We start from the raw sequence: 18,642 nt of genomic DNA, 5'->3' as shown, positions 1-18,642 counted from the left end.
GTCATCTCACTGCCTTTCCGATCCATGCCACTGTACCGCAGCCGCTGCAGCAGCCGATGCCCCATAATCGCCGAGCATATCAAGAATTTGCTTGTAAAAGGACTCCCGGCTGCCCGTGCGGTGCAGCTCCTTCACCAGCTCTCCATCCTGTATGAACAGAATTCTGCCACAGTAGCTTGCGCTGAACGCATCATGGGTCACCATAAGAATCGAAATGCGCTGCTCCTCGTTCAGCCTTTTCATCGTCTCCAGCAGGCCGACCGCATTTTTCAAATCGAGCGCTCCCGTTGGCTCGTCGCCGAGCAGCAGCGCTGGTTCGTGAACGATTGCGCGCGCCGCAGCCGTTCTTTGCCTTTGGCCCCCGGAGATCATCGCCGGATATTGCTCCGCCAGCGCTAAAATGCCGAGATTCTCCATCACACGCTGAACCCGGCTGCGTATCTCGCTCGCTGGCACGTTCTGCAAGGACAGGGGCAGCGCAATATTTTCAAAAACCGTCAGATTGTCGAGCAGATTAAAATCTTGAAAAATAAATCCTAGCCGCTGCGCCCGAAAGTCAGACAACTCATGAGCTTTCATGCGCGTAATATCCGTGCCGGCAATGGCGATCGTCCCCTCCGTCGCATTATCAAGCGTTGATATAACGTTCAGCAGCGTCGTTTTGCCGGAACCGGACGCGCCCATGATGCCAATAAATTCCCCTTCCTGCATCGTGAACGAAATATGGTTTAAGGCATACACCTGATTCTCTTTCTTGCTTCCGTATATTTTGGATATTTGCCTTATATCGATAACTGGCGCTTTTGTCGTCATTGCTGCATCTCCTTCTGTCTTGGCGCTTGAAGAGCTCCGCCATAATATTCAGTATAAGGAAGACGCCTAAAGCAAACGTAATGTAACACTAAAGAATTCTTAAAGATTTCCTTAATATGAGGAGTGCGGCGCATCAAACGAAAAAAAAACCGAAGACAGCGGCTCGCGCTATCGTCGGGTTAAAGCGGCTTTCAATAACTCCTTTAAAGCCGTCCTGCTCATCTTCTTAAAGTCTGTGTTATCTGAAATCTGGTCTATGCTGCCAATCAAATGATTTTGCGATAGCCGTTGAATATCCGTATCTTTAATTTCGTTAGCAATCAGCCTTGCGATTCCTTCCCCGTTCATCACTTTAAAGGGGCGATCATAAAAAAAGGATACGTCATCAGCAACCTTTTCAGTGATCCCCAGCAGGTTGTGCATGCTGGATAATTGCCTGTAAGCATGGTTTAAGGCAAACTCCCGTTCTCTCCATACTGCTGCCGTTTGAACGGTCCAAAGGTAAGGCATCATTTGCTCCGAGCATTTTAAACGCTTGAATGCAGTGCCGAACCATTTGGGGTAAGGGGCATATTGACGCTCGATGAGAAAGCAAAGATTCATCATATCGCGCACTAGGCGCGATGCGATAATCGATGAGCCAAGCTCGTCGCCGATAAAGCCTGCACGAAGCATCAAATGCTCTTCTTGGCCGATCCGCTGCCAGGTGGATGCCATTAAGTACAACCAAATATCGTGAGGGTAATACGCGTATTGCTTACGCAATGCGGCAAGCTCGCCATTGTCGTCCCTGTATACTTCGCCTCTCGTTATTTCAAGAAGGGACTGCGAAGAAAAGGTCAGCCAATCCAATCGTTCTAAGCATTCATCCTCGTCGACAGCTAGATAACTTGCAATAAAACTCGGAACAGTTGTAATTACGCTAGTGCTCAGATCAATGGGGAAGCCATAAAATCGTTCTGGAGCCCGCTCCCGCAGAGCGGATTTTATTCGGTCCGCATACAAGCTATCATGTCGGCCCAGAAACAAATAGACACGAGGCCCCCAATCATGATCAGTGGACATCTCCGTATCATAACCAAGCACCTCGCTGCCTGGACCGATGAGAGCTGACGAATAATTCAAGCACGGGTAATTGTCCGCCATGACGGGCTCTACGATTTCCTTATGAAATCGACGGCACAGCTCTATTCCATTGATAAAGGACATCGCTATTACCTCCAAATCGATGGACATCTGTCCTCATTTTTATTCATTTTGCCGCTCCCGGTATTCCTTAGGGCTCAGCCCATAGAACTTCCTGAACGAAGTGCTGAAATAGCTGGAGCTGGATATGCCGACAAGCATCGCGATATCCGTCAGCTTGAGGTTGCTTTGCGCCAGCAGCTCACCCGCCTTGTTCATTCGTAAGCTCGTCAAATATTCGCTGAACGTTACGCCCACATGCTGCTTGAACAGCCCTGACAAATACGTTTCGTTCAGATGGAACATCCCAGCCAGCGAAGTCAGCGTAAGCTCATACGCGAAGTTGTCGTCTACATATTTTTGGATCGCTTTAACGATCGTCTGGCCGCTTGAGCTGCGCGTTTTCATCGCTTCCTTCATCACAAGGCGGGCAAGCTCCTCCAACTGCTCTAATACTTGCTCGCGCGAATGCAAGTCGCCGATCGTCATTTGGCAATCCCAAAGCCGCTTTTGCAGCACCGTGTCCCCCGCCTCATACTTTTTGGCGATGGAATGAAAGAGCAGCAATATACGCGATGCGATAAACGTAAAGGAGAACATCGGATAATCAATTCCGCGCGGAATAATGTGCTCAATGAGTGCGGAATAAGCTTTATAGTCGCCGTTTTCAACGGACACGACAAGCTGCCTCTCCATTTCCGGCGAGAACGCCGCGATCAAATCCTTTACCTGCTGATCGCCCGCTCCATTCGTGCCATGAATCGTGCTGCGGCTCCACGAGAGCATGCTGGACGAGTAGCCGTTTTTGAATTGCTTTACGCCTCTGACTGGCTCTCCGACCCCGATCACGGAGTCGAGCCTCAAATATTTTAGTATATTCGTTTTAATTTGGCGAACAAACCGTTCCGTTAAGTCTGCTCCTAGGCATGCTTCCTCCGCCTGAGTCTGCACTAGGAAATGCATCATCGAAGGGTGGCTGGCATCGTAAAAAGGATGAATGCCTGTATACTTGTTCGCCGTTTCCCGGCATAACATCTGGAAAGCCATGTGCAGCAAATCAAGATGCTCACGCTCATCGCCGAGCCTTCCATGAGGCACTCGCATTTCCACGGCAACGAAACGGACTTGAAGCAGTTCATCGATGAAAGCCGACAAGCTCAGCTGCTCCAATCTTTCCTTTATGACGAATAGACTGTAGAACTCCTCCTTCACAAGCCGAAGCAGCATTTGCTCCTGCAATGCAAACATCTGCCGCTCTCTTTGAAGCTGCTCCGCTCTTTGCAGCAGTTCATCAGACTGCTCCAACGCAATTTCCGCCGACAGCTTCTCCATCAATGCAGTCAGCTCTCTTCGCCCAACCGGCTTGAGCAAATAATCCTTAACGCCAGCTTGAATAGCTGCCTGCATATAGGCGTAATCCGAATAGCCGGACAATACAACGATCTTGAGCGACGGGTACAGCCGCTTGCAGGCAGCAATGAGCCCAATGCCATCCATCTGAGGCATGCGGATATCCGTAATGAGTACATCTGGAAGCTTTCGAGCCTTCAACAGCTCAAGCGCTTCCTCGCCATTTGACGCTTCAGCCTCGATTTGATAGCCTGCCGCGTTCCAATCTATTTTTGCTTTTATGCTGTTTCGTACACCCGCTTCATCATCAACCAATAGTATGCTGTACATCTGTCTCACCCCTTAACTGCGGGAATACTGATTTGAATCTCCGTTCCTTCGCCACGCTTTGATTTGATGCTGACAACAAGCTGTTCCCCATAATAGAGTCGACAGCGTGACAACACATTACGAAGTCCAATGCTATCCCCGCCGCTGTACAAAATATCAACCGAATCGCTGCTGCCGCTAAGCTCCCCCATCAATTGGGATATCAATTCAGCATCCATGCCAATCCCGTTATCTGCAACGGCGATGTGAAGCCTATCCTGCTCCGTTCTGACACGAAGAGAAAGGTTCGCCACACCGCTCACCTCCAAGCTATATTTAACAGCATTCTCTACGATCGGCTGCAATATAAACTTAGCGATCAGCAGCTGGCTCGACGCCATATCCTCTTCGATCTCGACATGCAGCCTCTCCTCGTACCGCAGCTGAAGGATAAACAAATAATCGCGGATGTAGTTCATCTCTTCCTTCACTTTAACTAAATCGCTATTTAAGTTCAGCGAGTAACGCATCATTTGGCCAAGCGCTTCCGTCGCGTCCATTAATACATCATTTTTTTTCATCGCAGCGAGGCCGCTTATAATTTCTAGCGTGTTATTAAAAAAATGCGGATTGATTTGCAGCAGCAGCGCTTTATACTCGGCGTTTTTGCGGCGCAGATTCGTCTCGAATTCCGTCTCGATCAAGTAACGCAGGCGAGTCGTCATATTCTCGAAAATTCTCGTCACATAGCCAACCTCGCTATGTCCGGTGCGAACGGACGGCATCATGCTAAGCGCCTGCGCGAACTCTCCACGCTCAACATGCTTCATCGCTCTAGCCATCGACGTTAGCGGCCTCGTAATGCCAGAGGAGAGCCAATAGGCAACAAAAATGATGAGCAGCAGCAAAATGACGCTAACAAACAGCATCATGCGGCGGATTTGATCGATCTTAATGAATAGCTCTTTCTCAGGCACCTCTCCAATGACATACCAATCCTGCTCCTCAAAATAACGATAAAACAATAAATAGCTGTCGTTTTCCTGCTTAATCGGAAACACGCCGCTCGTCGCATCGCTCTGAGCCGCTTTAATTTCTGCTAAGCCTGCCGACAATATTGACAGGCTGTCCTCCGGCACCTGCTGATTAAGCACGCTGCTTCCGTCTGTATCGAGCAGGAAGGCACGTCCGGTTTTGCCGAAGCGGATTTTCTCAATCGCATCACGCAGGACGGAGGTCGGATAATTGATTTTTACAAATCCTGATTTTGTAAACGATTGCAATTGTACCAACGGCAGCAAATAACTGTTAACTAGTCTGGATTTCATGATCGTATCCGCCTGATCGGGGTCCGAATGCGCCTTCGTCCAGCGCTTGTCCTCCTCTGTAAACCACTTATACCAATCCTGCTCCAAGTATGTTCGATCCTGCGTCCATACGCCGCCCCCGAAGTCAGAGAAAACGCCGATTGAAATGCCGCTGGAATTGTTGATCGAATAGGAGGATACATATTCCATTAGCCTCTGCTTGGCGAGAAGACGCTCCTCCACCGTGCTTTCCGGGCTCATTTGAGCGGTTATCCACTCCTGCGTCACCCTGTTGCTCATCACTTGGTTGCCAATCTCCTCAACCTGGGTCATAGACGTATTGAGATGCGAGCCAAATTGCTCGATCGTCTGCGAGGTCGAGGTCTCGATGGACTGCCGGATAAGCTTTGCCGATTCTTGACTTAGCACGAGCACAAGCGTAATAAAAGGGACGATCAGCAGCAAAGAGAAAGCGGCCATTAGCCGGCTTCTTAATGAGAAAAACACTGGGCAGCCCCCTCTCTATCTATCTTCTTTATTTCATTAACGCTTCTGAATCGGCGTACGCTTTATCAATGGTGCTGATCGCAGACTGAATCGCCTCATCCAAATCCCGCTTCTCCAGCGCTACTTCCTCGAACAAATTTTTGACAGCCTCCGATACTTGCGGAAATACGGGCGTAATCGGCCGCGGCCTGCCATATTTCTGGTTTTGGATGACAAAAATATTTTTCGGATACTCATTGAGCTCCGTAAATTCCTTAGCGACGGAGTACCTCGCTGGAATGTCATGCGTAATGCTTGTATACATTTTCAAGCCCTCATAGCTGGTCATCCAATTCACGAACAGCCAAGCCTCATCCGGATGCTTGCTCTTTGTCGATATGCCTAGTCCCCAGCTCCCATTGGCAACCGCTTGCTTCTTCCCTTTCGGCAGTGGAGCAACGTCGAAGTCCTTGCCCAGCCTGAAGTCGGGAAAGTTCTCCGCAATATGCGAGAGCGTCCATGTCCCGTCTATCGTAATGCCCAGCTTGCGGTTAGGGAATGCATCTACGGGATATTCAAATGATGCCACCTTATATTTCGTGAACAGGTCGGTATAGAAGGTTAGCGCCCGCTTCGTTTCAGGCGAGTCCAAATAACCCTTCGCCGATGTTCCTTGCGGATTCATCACTTCTCCCCCGAATTGCCAAATGATCGGATATTTGAAATAAGCGGTCGCTCCTGCGTTCTGAAACCCCTGCGCAGGATCAATGCCATAAATGCCATGAGCCGGATCATTGATTTTTTTCGCTGCCTCCAGAACCTGATCCCAAGTCCACGCTTCGTCCGGATTGCGCGAAGGCAGAGGAATGCCGGCAGCCTCAAACATTTTTTTATTATAAAACATCGCGATCGACGATTCTGTTACCGGAGCCAAATATATATTTTGCCGATACGTATAGCCATCGATCGTCGTTTGCGGAATATCCTCCATATGCCCATTTCGATTGAAGCTTTCGGTCAGCGGCAGCAATGCGCCAGCTTCCGCGTAGGACGCTAGATTCGGCGCATCGATAGCCATAATGTCGGGCGGATTGCCCGCTGCGACCGACGTTCTAAGCTTCGTATCGTAATCGCTGTACGGAAATGGCATCATTTCTATTTTTATCGCCGGATGCTTCTCCATAAATGAGGCTATCAATTGGTCATATGCCGAATTTTCAGCTTTGTTGCCGGAGTTTCGCCAAAAAGTAAGCGTTACCGGTTTTTCAATCTCGACCTTCTCTTGCTGTCCGTCATTTACCGAAGGAGTGCCGCCGCCTTTCGTGCAGCCTGTCATAAGCATCATTGCTAACGTTATCGCCAGGCCGATTGTATATTTTTTCCTTCGCATGGCATGACTCCCCCTTTGCTCCTTGCGATCTGCTGCATCATTTCATCCATTCAGAATAACAGATTCCGAGACTAATATCCTTTTCATTTTTTCTGTATTTTTATTTAAATATGCTCTGGTTAGCCGTGCTGGCAGATTATTGTACTCGTATAAAAAATAAGCCAACCGGCCCGCTTGGGGCTGAATTGGCTTATTTAAGCAAATGATAGCTATTCATGTCGCAGAGCTTTATTGCTCCATGAAGAAATGCTGCTGCTGCCAGCCTAGCATTTCTTTGAGCTTGGCGTTGGACAGAAAGCTCGCTCGTCCTGGCAATTGCTCGGCATACTCCGCGAGCTCAGGCATGAACTGATTGATCAGCTCTTCGCTTGGCAGATTGGTCGAAGTGTCATCCGCTGCGAGTATAATCGCCTGAGCGCCCAAACCATCCTTCTCCACCGCTAATCTGCAGGCAGCAGCCATATCCCTGACATCGATATAGCTCCAAAGAATGCGAACGCGCTCTTCAGGCGTTTCAAAGGTTTGCCTCACTCTCGGGTAATCCTTAGGCTCAAGAATATTGCCAAGGCGGAAGGAAATGACCTGCATGCCTGTTCTTCTGTGGAACGCTTCCCCCGTCATTTCATTGACCATTTTGGATAAACCGTAGCTATCCTCGGACAATTGCGGATGGCTTTCATCGATTGGCAAATAGTTCGGCGCAAAAAACTGATTCGCAAATACGATCCCATAGGACGACTCACTGGATGCTAGGACCACCTTGCTAATGTTCAAATTAGCGGCAGCCTCCAAAATATTGTAGGTGTTCATCACATTATTGCGGAACGTGACATCGTTCGGATAAATGAAGGCTTCCGGTATAGCGGCAAAATGAATCACAGCCTCAACGGGCTGCCTGTCCCTGATGCTCAATTGCGATAAAGCATTGTGAACCTGACCCAAATCGTTAAGATCTACAATTAGCGTCTGGCATAAACGCTCTTCCGGCAGCTTCCAATCCAAATTCAGCACCTCATATCCGTGCTCAATCAAATCTTTAATGATCCATTTGCCTGCTTTCCCGCTGCCGCCGGTTACAACTATTCTCTTTTTCATCCAAACATCGCTCCATCCATCTTCATTTGAACAAAACGTTATATTTTAACGGCTCTTTACCAGCAGTTCCATCGCTTCTTTGACGACTTTTTCGGTATCTTTGCCAGCCGCTATTTCCTCAAGTATACATTTCTCCAAGTTTACCGCTACGATATAGGCAATTGCTTTATCTGCTGCGCTTCGAATGGCGGACAGCTGACTCACAACGTCCTTGCAGTGCTTCTCCTCTTCCATCATGTTCAGAACGCCTCGCGCTTGTCCTTCGATCCGTTTTAGTCGTTTCTTTACATCATCATCATATTTCATCCTTACACGCTTCCTTTCCGTTTCTTTATTATTTCATCGCATGCTTTCCACGTGCAGGCTTTAAACCCTTATATCGAATAGGCAATTTCCATATCCTGTTGACATGAAATAAATTATATACCTAGTTAGGTATGGAGACAATGGAATTGAGCTTCCATGACAAGAAGAAGCTATCACGCGCAGTGATAGCTTTTCGAATCGGCGATGCATCCATAATCAACCTTTTTTAATTAAAAAGGTAAACACGCCATTCTCTTCTTTCGTCTCTAGAAGCTCATTCTGCGATTTATTGACCCATGCTTGAAAATCGATAAGCGAGCCTTTATCCGTTGCTTGAAGCTCCATAATCTGTCCCGTTTGCAGTGAATCCATTCCTTTCTTTGCTTTAACAATCGGCATCGGACAAGCAAGTCCCTTTGCATCTACAAAAAGATCAGCCATTTCATTATTCCTCCTCAAAAATGATATAACGCTAGCTTTCAACCTTTTCTATGGAACCCGTCCACTCTGCCATGCCCGGCTTCACATTTTTCACTTTTGCGAATCCTCTTTCCAAGAGCAATTGGCAGGCCAGATCGCTTCGGATGCCCGTTCGGCAAACGACCGCATATTCATCGTCCGGCGAGAGCTCGCCAAGCCTGCCTTCCAGCTCGCCAAGCGGTATCGATATGGCACCGGTCATATGTCCAAATGCATATTCCGCCGGCTCTCGCACATCGATAAGGTTGATTTTGTCCCCCGCCTTCAGCTTCTTTTGAATATCCTCATTCGTCATGATGTGGGGGTATTGAAGCTCGGCATTCCTATCGGCCGCTTCCACCTTGCGGATAAAATGATGGAAGACGCCATTTACTTCCTTCAGGCCTATATATTGATGCCCGATCCGTTTTGCCCAGCCTTGAAGATCGGCAACGGAGCCTTTATCTGTAGCCGTCACCTCCAGCACCTCGCCGGCATTCATTTCGTCCATTTTCTTTTTGGTTTTGACGACGGGCAGCGGACATGCAAGACCAACACAATCTATGCTCAGATCAACTTTTATAGCTGACATTTGCGGTTTGCCTCCTCTACTCATTTCAATAATATATCGAGCCAGATTTTGACGACTGTAGCGACAATGAGAACAGCAAGAATCCACTGCAGCAGCTTGGCATTCAGCCCTTTGCTGATTTTAGCCCCGATTGGTGCCGCAATAATGCTTGCAATGATCATCACAATTGACGGGGCAAGCAGCATATGCCCACCCATCACCTTACCTGCTGTTGAGCCGATGGAGGAGATGAAAGTAATGGCTAAGGAGGACGCAATCGCGATGCGAGTAGGTATTTTCAAAATGACCAGCATGACTGGAACGGTTATAAAAGCGCCCGCTGCTCCAACAATGCCCGATACGACCCCAATGACAGCGGCAAAAAATGCGGCGAGCGGCTTATTGAACGTCAGCTTGGCATAGTCCCTTTTCTCTTCGCCCTTTTTCGGAAGAAACATCATTATCGCGGCAATAAGCGCCAAAATCGCATACGTCATATTGATGAACGAGTCCGTCAAAAACTGGGAGCCGTAGCCTCCGATAAAGCTGCCGATTACAATCGTTGATCCCATAATCGCTACAAGAGATTTATTGATGTAGCCGCCCTTTCGGAAAGCCAGCATGCCGGAGAGTGTAGCAAAAAAAACTTGAACCGCACTAATCGCCGATACCTCCTGCGCGCTGAATGCTGCAAAGCCCAGCGCTGGCGGGATATATAACAGCATAGGATACTTGATGATGGAGCCCCCAATGCCAACCATCCCGGAAACTAATGATCCAATAAACCCAATTGCGAGCAGCAGGATAATCCATCCATAATCCATAACGATCTCCTTATACATATACCTGTACAGGTATAAGAAATAGCTAAAAAAAATCAACAATCAGTCCTTAACTTTTGCTCATTGTTCTACCTTCGATCAAATAAACAAATTAACCCTCGCATCTGCCGCATCTCCCAGATAGGCCGCAACGCCCGCATATTCGATGCCATCAAGCAATTCGCCCTCTTGCAGTCCTAACAAATCCATCGTCATCGTACAAGCGACCAATTTCACGCCTTGCTCACGAGCAAGCTCAATGAGCTGCGGCAGCGTTAGCGCATTATGCTTTTTCATTACGTGCTTGATCATTTTAGGCCCCATTCCGCCAAAATTCATTCGAGAGAGACCAAGCTTATCTGCCCCTCGCGGCATCATCCAACCAAACATTTTTTCCAGCCAGCCTTTTGGAGCAGCTATTGCTTGATCTTTGCGCAGCGTATTTAGACCCCAAAATGTAAAGAAGATCGTTACCTCATGATCATAGGCAGCAGCCCCATTGGCAATAATAAACGCAGCGATCGCTTTATCCAAATCTCCGCTAAATAGCACAATTGTTGATTTTTCCTTTGTATTACTCATTCATGAGCTCCTCCTCAAATCGAACCATTTATTTATCGTGAATGGCGCAGCGATTAGGGCCGAGCTCCATCTCTCGCTGCTCTTCATCCGAAGGAAATGTTTTTCCCATATTGGTTTGTCTTATCGCTTCATACGCATTGGGCTGAGGCGGCAAGCTTTCCGTAACCGCTGCTCTGAACTTAGCTTCATCTTGGATGTTTAATCCTGGATTCATCCGATATAAATCACCCAAGCGGGCTGATACTTTGCCTCCATCTCCAAGCTCGGTCGCTTGGCCAAAATGAGCAGGTAATACGGTCAAATCCTCCGATAATAATTTATAGCGGTTATATAAGGTGTTTCGAAGATCGCCGACCCAGTCCTCCGCCTTGCCGGCCAAATCAGGACGACCTATCGATTGAACAAATAAGCTGTCGCCTGTAAGCAAGTATTGATCGTCAACAATTAGCGAAGTGCTGCCAATCGTGTGGCCTGGCGAATAGACAGGCTGAATGCTGATCGTTGATTTTCCAACCGTAATCGTCGAGCTTTGGCCAAGCTTGTGATAGAAAAATACGACTTCATCCGCGTCTTTTGGCGGCAGCCAGTAGGAAGCGCCCGTTGATTCCGCTAATTTGCGGCCGCCTGATATATGGTCTGCATGAAGATGCGTATCGATCGTATGTTTAATCAACACACGGCGATCATGGGCGAAGCTCTCATATACCTCCGTCATACGAACCGCATCAATGATTGCTGCTTCATCCCCAGATATAACCATATAGGAAAGGCATCCCTTTCCTATCCGTACAAATTGATAGATGGTGCCTCCATCCTTCAACTCGCCCACTTTTACTGGCTCCAAATGCTCGCTCCATGCTTTCATCCCGCCATTTAGAAAAGAAACATTAACCTTTCCTTGCTCGGTCAACTGCTCCGCTACAAAGATGGATGAGCCTTCTTTCGCACAAACGACTAGCACCTCTCGGTCGTCCGGTATTTGATCCAAAATATTTTCTACGCCATCCAGAAGCTCAAAATACGGGATATTTACCGTCTGTATTTGCTTGCCTTCTATTTTCCAATCGTTAAAATCCGCTTCATTTCGCACATCTAAAATAAATAATGGCTGATTGCCGAGTATCTTCTTCGTTAATGCTGCTGCGGTCATGCCTCGTACTTGAGATGGATTTGTCGTCATATTCTTCTCCCCTTTCTTGCATCTATGCTATATACGTATACCCGTATGGGTATAAAATGAATATAAATGATTTTGTTCGCTACGTCAATCCCGCATCGGCTGAAGCTCATGGCAAAGCCCATCCTATGGCAGATCGACTGCTTTAGTTGAATTGGGTTTCCTTTAAAAAAAGAAAGAGACTGCCCTCAGCTCCGTTTAGACCTGATTGGGCAGTCCCACACTCGTATCGTTACTAAGATAAACCTTGCCATTATTGCTGCTCGGCTTGCTGCTTCTCTTTTATCAACATGACCGAAATGTACTGAAGCACAGCTGTAGTGAACAGCACAATCGGCATCCATATCGAACCCAAATCAGAAGCAAGCAATATAAGGACGCTTATTGAGATGACCCTCCCTACGTTCAAGAACAGCTCCCTCATAACAACGGATTCAACGCGGAGCTGTCCTTTGAGCGGAAGCGTTCCAATGAGACGATAGTAATAGGAGGTAAGCGTGTTGACTGCGAGCGGATTGCAGATCGAGAACAATATCATAAATACGGCAACAGACCAAAATGCAACTTGGAAGAGCAGCAATGCGGAGCCTATCGCAACGCCAGTCGTAGACAGCATCAAATATTTGCGTACCTGCTCCTTTTGTGCCTTCCTTGAAATGACATAGCCGGTCGCAACGGTCAGCGAAGAGAAGAAAACGCCCATGTAGCCTACCCAATCCTCACGGCCAACCGTTTGATAGAGCATAATATTGGGCAGAAACAGCATGATTCCTTGGAACAGCCCGAGCACAAAGAAGCTGAACAACGCCTTCAGCCAGCGCCGGTTTTTGTTCATCACAAGACCCATAAACTTTAAATAATAGGCTTTATGGTGAGAAGGCACCATCGGAATGCGGAAGCTGACGAACGCAGCTATAAGAAACATGATGAACGCAAGTGTGAAAATAACCACATAACCGTGCAGCCCCTCGCTGCGCTGAATGATAAAACCGGCAAGTGCTGGACCTGCTAGCCCCGACGCATTAAAGAAGATCATATTGATTGCCAGAAACCGAATCCGGTTCGCTTCCGTCGAGACATCATATTGAATGACTAAGTATCCGGTCCAATACAGCCCGGCAGCTACGCCGTTAAAGATGGCAAACCATATGTAATATTGAGCGACATGCTCCTGTGCAATTACGACCATTAAGTAAAAAATAGCGATCATGACGATGCCCAGCCGGTATGTCACCATTCGGTCACGCTTCTTGGCAATCCAGCCTCCAAGCGCGAATGCAGGCGGCGTCAGTAAGAAAACTACGATGTTATAAATCCCGTTTACCGTTAAATCCTGTGTCAGCCTCCACAAATATAAGTTGAGAAACAAGCCTGACATCGATGCGCCGAACTGAAAGCAGCAATGAATCGTTAAGGCAGTTACAGCGTCCTTGCCGAGCCTGCTTTCTGGCGGAATCTGCGAACCTTTGAATAGATTAAATCTGCTCCAAAATCTGGTCTCCGTCTGCATATGCTGCATCCCCCGTTGTTTCTCAACTAATTAACCTATCTTTTTAATTAGTTTATCACATGGATATCATATACCCTCGGCTTTAGAAAGCGCTCTCTCCTTCAAATTAGCCGCTATCCTTGCATATGGAGCGATCAAGTAACCGTATTCATTGTTTTTGTCCATCGTTCGCATGATTAGACTTGCCGACTCGACTTGAAAATGGTAGACATCGCAGTTAAAGGATTTAGACTAACAAATATTAACATATATTCAATCATGGATTGCCTTATCGGGGCTGCTTATAAAATTAAAAATAGGGTTAGCCATCCTTTTGTTGCTGGCTGCTGGATGCATCCCTCCTATTCTTTTGCCTAACCCTGAATAGACAGCTCCCCTCCAATCACAAAATACAACCATTACTTCGAAAGGGGGGAACCTACAATGGCGAAGCAGCAAGGTCACGCGACCAAAAACACGACGACAAAAACTTCTGATAAAAAAAGCAACGGATCCGGCAACAACCACTAACCGATTCAGAAGCTCCCGCTAAAACACAAACAACCCATTACCGGCTTAATAAGCCCTGGTAATGGGTTGTTTCGTTTGCGCAATAAAAGGTTTTTTATCTTTTTTGTCGAATTATTTCATAAACGATAGTACCTTATTACAAAAAAAAGTGGTGAATCTACTATGACTAATTATTCTTATACTGTTATTGATTTTGAAACGAGCGGCCTTGATCCGAAGAAGGACCGGGTTATAGAAATGGCAGCTATCCGCTGCGTGAATGGCGAAATCGCCAGTGAGTTCAGCACGTTAGTCCAATATGACGGCAGGCTTTCCGCGAAAATAACGGAGCTGACCGGCATTACCGACGAAATGACCGCTACCGGCATGGATGAGGATACCGCATTTCGTATATTAAACCGCATGCTGGGCGACAACATCTTGATTGCACATAACGCTGCCTTCGATCTCGGCTTCCTGCACCATTCCTTGCTGCGCATCGCCGGCAGATCATTTACGAACAGCTTTATCGATACGCTGACGATTAGCCGTACAAGGCATGTCTATCCGCATACGCTCAAGGACATGTCGGATCGTTATGGCATTCCGTTAATTGGCGGCCACCGCGCGCTAAATGACGTGATCGCCTGCTGGGAAATTTTCAAAAAAATGAACGATGAGCAATCGGTTGATAGCTACATAAATACACTGGGATATCTGAAAAAGTTCGGCCCGCCTGCTTGGAGCCCGCCCGGAACAAGGCTCGAGGCTACAGAGCTGAAATATGCGCGCTAGACGCGCTCCTTCCCCTTATCCGATTCACCGGCATTTTTGTTTGCGGCATCCCGGTCCTGCTGCATTTCCTCCACCGTCTTAACCTTGAGGCGTGCCGCTCCGGCATAATCGCGCGTAGGAATCAGCGGGCCTTCCGTTAGCCGCTTTTTGGCTGCGGCGATCGAATCCGAATACTGCGGCAGCCACTGCTCCTGCGCCACAAGCATTTCATCAACCATTTGCCAAATTTCGTTTGGATTGCACACGGCCCCAACCAACGGGTCCATCATAAAAGCCTGGCGCAGAAGCTTGTCATCACCATGAATGGCTGCCTCAACGGCTAGGCGCTGCACCGAAATGCTCACATTGCATACGGCTGCGGCGCCAAGCGGCAGCTCGCCAACCGTCGGCATCGATATGCCGTTGCGGTCAACGTAGCCCGGTGCCTCGATAATCGCATCGTTTGGCAAATTCGCGATGACCCCTTTATTTTCCACATTAAAATGTCCGCGGTACACTCTGCCCGTTTCAAGCCCTTCGATGATATAAGAGCCATGCTCGTGGCTTCGCAGCTCGTTCTTGAATTCATTCGCCTTGTCCTTCATCCAATTTGGAAAATCGGTCTCGAACCAATTGCGCCCCTCCGTACAAACGCGCAGATAGCCTCCCGTTTCCCCATTAATCCACGAGCTAAGGTCGATCCAATCGTTGATTTCCTCTGGACGCTTGCGGTACCATGGGACATACTCGCTCAAATGGCCGTTGGACTCCGTGCTGTAATAGCCAAAGCGGCGCAGCATATCGATCCGCACCTTCTCCGTGCGGCTGAAATCAGGGTGCTTCTCGAATGCCTCCAGCAGCTTGCCGGTTAAATCCTCACCATTATGCTTGATTTGGATGTACCAGGTCTGATGATTGATGCCCGCGCAAATAATATCGACTTCCTCCTGCTTAAGGCCAAACGCCTCGGCAATTTGCCAGTGTCCGCCCTGAACGCCATGGCATAAGCCAATCGTACGCACGCCGCCATACTTGTTGCATGCCCACGTCATCATCGCCATTGGATTCGCATAGTTGAGAAGCATCACATCCTCTGCCGCTACCTCACGAATGTCTCGGCAAATGTTCATCATTTCGGCAATGCCGCGCTGGCCATACATTATGCCTCCTGCGCTTAGCGTATCGCCCACGCATTGGTCAACGCCGTATTTGAGAGGAATATCAACATCCGTCGCGAACGCCTCCAGGCCGCCAACACGAATGGTACAAATAACATACTTTGCATCCTTCAATGCTTCGCGCCGATCGGTAGTGGATTGGATCGAGATCGACAAGCCGTTCTCATGAATATCGCGCTGGCAAAGCGCGGTTACCATCTCGAGGTTATGCGCATTAATATCAGTAAAAGCTACTTCAATGTTGCGGAATTCCTCAACCGCGAGCAAATCGCGCAGCAAGCCCCGAGTGAATCCAATCGAGCCTGCGCCGATAAATGTAATTTTAAACTTAGACATGTCAAACCGCCTCCGATTATCGTTGAATAGAGTCGCTTAATCTCCTCTACATTGTAACAACGATAAAACGGAAGCGTTATCAAAATAGTGACCAACTCGCTCTCCTGGTGTCAGAAATCGTCACTTTTATTATTCCGGCTTCAAACCCCTGCTATCCAAAATTTGCGTATCCACCGCGTTTCTGTAAGCAATCGGTGTCATTCCGGTATATTTTTTGAACATCGCATGGAAGTATTGCCGGCTCCCCACGCCTACATAATCACAGATGTCCGCGATCGCAACATCCGTCTCGCGCAGCAGCATTTTCGCCTTCTCCATCCGCAGCTCGGTTAAATAGCCGGTTAACGTCTTGCCATAGTGCGCGCTGAATATTCGGTGCAAATAACCGGGATGCAGGCTGACTGCCGCTGCAATATCCTTGACCTGAATATCCCTATCATAGTTGTGATGCATGAATGCAATGGATTGCTTCACATAGAGCTCTACGGCGTTGATCCCCTGCGTACCGGATTCGCCGTGCAATCGCGCAATCGCCAAAATCAGCTGCGCAAACAATAGCTCCGCTTTCAAATTAATGCTTTTGCCACGGCTATCAAGCTCCAGCACCAAGCTCTTAAGCACCTGATAGACCTCGCTTGGGTCGCGCAGCAACAAATAAGAGGACGGTTCTGTGATCAACTTGGCCACAAATTCGTCCTCCAAAGCAAGCTGACGCATAGAAGGGAACGCCGCCTGGCGCTCCCTAAAATCAAATTCGACGTTTAGCATCCGGCACGGCCCGCGCTCGTCAACGATCAGGCGATGAGGAACATTCGCATCTAAAATGATGAACTCGCCCTTCTTAAGCGTCATCTCGCAAGCGGCGCTCGCTGCTGTCGCTTCAACCTCGATGCCGCATGCCCCGGAAATGACATACATAATTTCAATCGCATCATGCGTATGAAAGGTCATGGAATAATCTGCCCACTGCTTAAAATAATAAGCGAACACATGCGGATGCAAATCCCCATTCAACCAGTCTCGTTTGAAAAGCGTTCCGCTCACGAGATGTTCCCCTCCTAGCTCAGCAACAAATAATAATTACACGGATGCAAGCTTAACGACAGCGCGCAGCGCCGTATTGATTTCCCGCTCAACGGCCTTCGCCACTACATCGGTATGTGGATCGTACTCGCCCGCCAAATCGGAATCCGCATATCCATCCAGCGCCAAAATCGCGCCTGCCCGCGCTCCGCGCAGCGAAGCTATAACATACAATGCGGCAATTTCCATCTCTACGGCAAGCACGCCAGCTTGCTTATATTGGCGGTGCGGGATTTCCACAACACCATTGAAGAACACATCAAGCGTTACGGTAATGCCTTTCTTTACGATGCCTTCGCTCTCAAGCGCCGATTCATACAGCGCGGCCGTGACCTCGCTGTCCGCAACGGCTGGGAAGCCGGCAGGAACGAGCTGATGCGTAAGGCCTTCCGCACGGACTGCCGCCGTACTGACGACGAGGCTTCCCGCAGGATGGTCGGCCGAATAGGAGCCGGCAGTTCCAACGCGGATGAGCGTCTTCACGCCGCCGCGAATGAGCTCCTCAAAGCAGACAGCCGCTCCCGGCGAGCCTACTCCGTGGCTCACTACCGCAAGCTGCACGCCTTCGTACTCGCCCACGAACGTCCGGTATTCACGGGCGAACGCGAGCTCTTTTACATTTGCAAGCTTCTGTGAAATCGTCTCCGCACGACGCGGATCGCCGCATACGATTGCAATTGACGGCAAATCTTCTGGATTGACTTGTAGTATAGGAAGCATCAATTAATCAAACTCCTTCTTCATCCATTCATCCTCAGGCATCGAGTTTTCCTCGCTGCTGAAGCGCTGTTCCTTAAACGGATCCGCGTAGTTGTGAAAGCCATTGCGCTCCCAGAACCCTTCGCGATCCTCCTTCATAAATTCAATGCCCGTAATCCACTTCGCGCTCTTCCAGAAATATAAATGCGGAACGAGCAGACGCATCGGCCAGCCATGCTTGTCGGTCAATGGCTCCCCGTCGTAGCGATGTGCGAGCAATATGTTATCGTGCAGCAAATCCTCAAGCGGCAGATTGGTATCATAATCCTCGTCCGCGTGAATCATTACATATTTAGCATCCGGCTTTACGCCGAGCAGAGGCAAAAGGTCCTTGAACTTAATCCCTTCCCACTCTGTATCCAGCTTCGACCAGCGCGTAACGCAGTGAATGTCGCATGAGACTTTGGTTTGAGGGAGCGCGAGAAGCTCGTCGAAGCTGAACGAGCGCTCCTCCTCCACTTCGCCAAACACCCGAAGCAACCATTTGCTAATATCGTAAAGAGGCACATCCCCCTCATGCAAAATCGGAAACCGTTCCGTCAACGTTTGGCCTGGCGGTACGCGACCGGCAAGCTCAGGAGCAACCTCCGCTTGTCTGATCGCAGTTATTTTTTTCAGACGATCTGCTTTTTTGTGCATCGTGATTACCTCCATATTGATAA

Annotated in this window: 18 protein-coding genes; 1 reads left to right on the top strand and 17 read right to left on the bottom strand. The window is 48.6% G+C overall.

Going from position 1 to position 18,642, the window contains the following annotated elements; genetic code table 11:
- Window positions 1–6: 6 nt before the first annotated feature.
- The 13 genes from HI950_RS22265 to HI950_RS22205 form a co-directional block, all read right to left on the bottom strand.
- Complete coding sequence (locus HI950_RS22265) at window positions 7–813, bottom strand: ABC transporter ATP-binding protein (protein WP_169082666.1); 807 nt, start codon at window positions 811–813, stop codon at window positions 7–9.
- 168 nt (window positions 814–981) lie between these two features.
- Window positions 982–2,022: a DUF4037 domain-containing protein gene (locus HI950_RS22260; RefSeq protein ID WP_169082667.1), complete on the bottom strand. Its 1,041-nt coding sequence runs from the start codon at window positions 2,020–2,022 to the stop codon at window positions 982–984.
- A 39-nt stretch (window positions 2,023–2,061) separates the two neighbouring features.
- Window positions 2,062–3,678 (bottom strand): response regulator transcription factor, encoded by a 1,617-nt coding sequence (locus tag HI950_RS22255; RefSeq protein ID WP_169082668.1) that lies wholly within the window; start codon window positions 3,676–3,678, stop codon window positions 2,062–2,064.
- Window positions 3,679–3,683: 5 nt separating this feature from the next.
- The gene (locus HI950_RS22250; RefSeq protein WP_169082669.1) at window positions 3,684–5,471 is read right to left on the bottom strand and encodes a cache domain-containing sensor histidine kinase; all 1,788 of its coding nucleotides are present in this window, start codon (window positions 5,469–5,471) and stop codon (window positions 3,684–3,686) included.
- Window positions 5,472–5,499: 28 nt separating this feature from the next.
- Complete coding sequence (locus HI950_RS22245) at window positions 5,500–6,840, bottom strand: ABC transporter substrate-binding protein (protein WP_169082670.1); 1,341 nt, start codon at window positions 6,838–6,840, stop codon at window positions 5,500–5,502.
- Window positions 6,841–7,068: 228 nt separating this feature from the next.
- On the bottom strand, window positions 7,069–7,935 hold the full coding sequence (locus HI950_RS22240; protein WP_169082671.1) for an NAD-dependent epimerase/dehydratase family protein: 867 nt from the start codon (window positions 7,933–7,935) through the stop codon (window positions 7,069–7,071).
- A gap of 45 nt (window positions 7,936–7,980) precedes the next feature.
- On the bottom strand, window positions 7,981–8,241 hold the full coding sequence (locus HI950_RS22235) for a metal-sensitive transcriptional regulator (RefSeq protein ID WP_169082672.1): 261 nt from the start codon (window positions 8,239–8,241) through the stop codon (window positions 7,981–7,983).
- Window positions 8,242–8,457: 216 nt separating this feature from the next.
- On the bottom strand, window positions 8,458–8,682 hold the full coding sequence (locus tag HI950_RS22230) for a sulfurtransferase TusA family protein (protein ID WP_169082673.1): 225 nt from the start codon (window positions 8,680–8,682) through the stop codon (window positions 8,458–8,460).
- A 31-nt stretch (window positions 8,683–8,713) separates the two neighbouring features.
- Complete coding sequence (locus HI950_RS22225) at window positions 8,714–9,292, bottom strand: sulfurtransferase TusA family protein (RefSeq protein ID WP_223285432.1); 579 nt, start codon at window positions 9,290–9,292, stop codon at window positions 8,714–8,716.
- A 20-nt stretch (window positions 9,293–9,312) separates the two neighbouring features.
- Window positions 9,313–10,095, bottom strand: coding sequence for a sulfite exporter TauE/SafE family protein (locus HI950_RS22220; protein ID WP_187768144.1), 783 nt, complete (start codon window positions 10,093–10,095; stop codon window positions 9,313–9,315).
- Between the two features lie 96 nt (window positions 10,096–10,191).
- The gene (locus HI950_RS22215) at window positions 10,192–10,674 is read right to left on the bottom strand and encodes a DsrE/DsrF/DrsH-like family protein (protein ID WP_169082675.1); all 483 of its coding nucleotides are present in this window, start codon (window positions 10,672–10,674) and stop codon (window positions 10,192–10,194) included.
- A 28-nt stretch (window positions 10,675–10,702) separates the two neighbouring features.
- Window positions 10,703–11,854 (bottom strand): MBL fold metallo-hydrolase, encoded by a 1,152-nt coding sequence (locus tag HI950_RS22210; RefSeq protein WP_169082676.1) that lies wholly within the window; start codon window positions 11,852–11,854, stop codon window positions 10,703–10,705.
- Window positions 11,855–12,104: 250 nt separating this feature from the next.
- The gene (locus tag HI950_RS22205; RefSeq protein ID WP_169082677.1) at window positions 12,105–13,361 is read right to left on the bottom strand and encodes an MFS transporter; all 1,257 of its coding nucleotides are present in this window, start codon (window positions 13,359–13,361) and stop codon (window positions 12,105–12,107) included.
- Between the two features lie 672 nt (window positions 13,362–14,033).
- On the opposite strand from HI950_RS22205, the gene HI950_RS22200 reads away from it, so the two are divergent.
- A complete protein-coding gene (locus HI950_RS22200) occupies window positions 14,034–14,645 on the top strand; it encodes a 3'-5' exonuclease (protein ID WP_169082678.1) in 612 nt (203 codons plus the stop codon).
- Here the strand turns inward: HI950_RS22200 and melA are convergent.
- The 4 genes from melA to HI950_RS22180 form a co-directional block, all read right to left on the bottom strand.
- On the bottom strand, window positions 14,642–16,138 hold the full coding sequence (gene melA / locus HI950_RS22195) for an alpha-glucosidase/alpha-galactosidase (protein WP_169082679.1): 1,497 nt from the start codon (window positions 16,136–16,138) through the stop codon (window positions 14,642–14,644). The genes HI950_RS22200 and melA overlap by 4 nt on opposite strands.
- Before the next feature lie 129 nt (window positions 16,139–16,267).
- A complete protein-coding gene (locus tag HI950_RS22190; protein ID WP_169082680.1) occupies window positions 16,268–17,182 on the bottom strand; it encodes a helix-turn-helix domain-containing protein in 915 nt (304 codons plus the stop codon).
- Window positions 17,183–17,218: 36 nt separating this feature from the next.
- On the bottom strand, window positions 17,219–17,944 hold the full coding sequence (locus HI950_RS22185) for a nucleoside phosphorylase (RefSeq protein WP_169082681.1): 726 nt from the start codon (window positions 17,942–17,944) through the stop codon (window positions 17,219–17,221).
- Window positions 17,945–18,619: a sulfite oxidase-like oxidoreductase gene (locus HI950_RS22180; protein ID WP_169082682.1), complete on the bottom strand. Its 675-nt coding sequence runs from the start codon at window positions 18,617–18,619 to the stop codon at window positions 17,945–17,947.
- Between the last annotated feature and the right edge of the window lie 23 nt (window positions 18,620–18,642).

The organism is Paenibacillus sp. PL91, assembly GCF_012935325.2.
Taxonomy (GTDB): domain Bacteria; phylum Bacillota; class Bacilli; order Paenibacillales; family Paenibacillaceae; genus Pristimantibacillus.
Note: the sequence above shows the minus strand (reverse complement) of the source record. Positions and strands in the feature narration are given on the sequence as shown.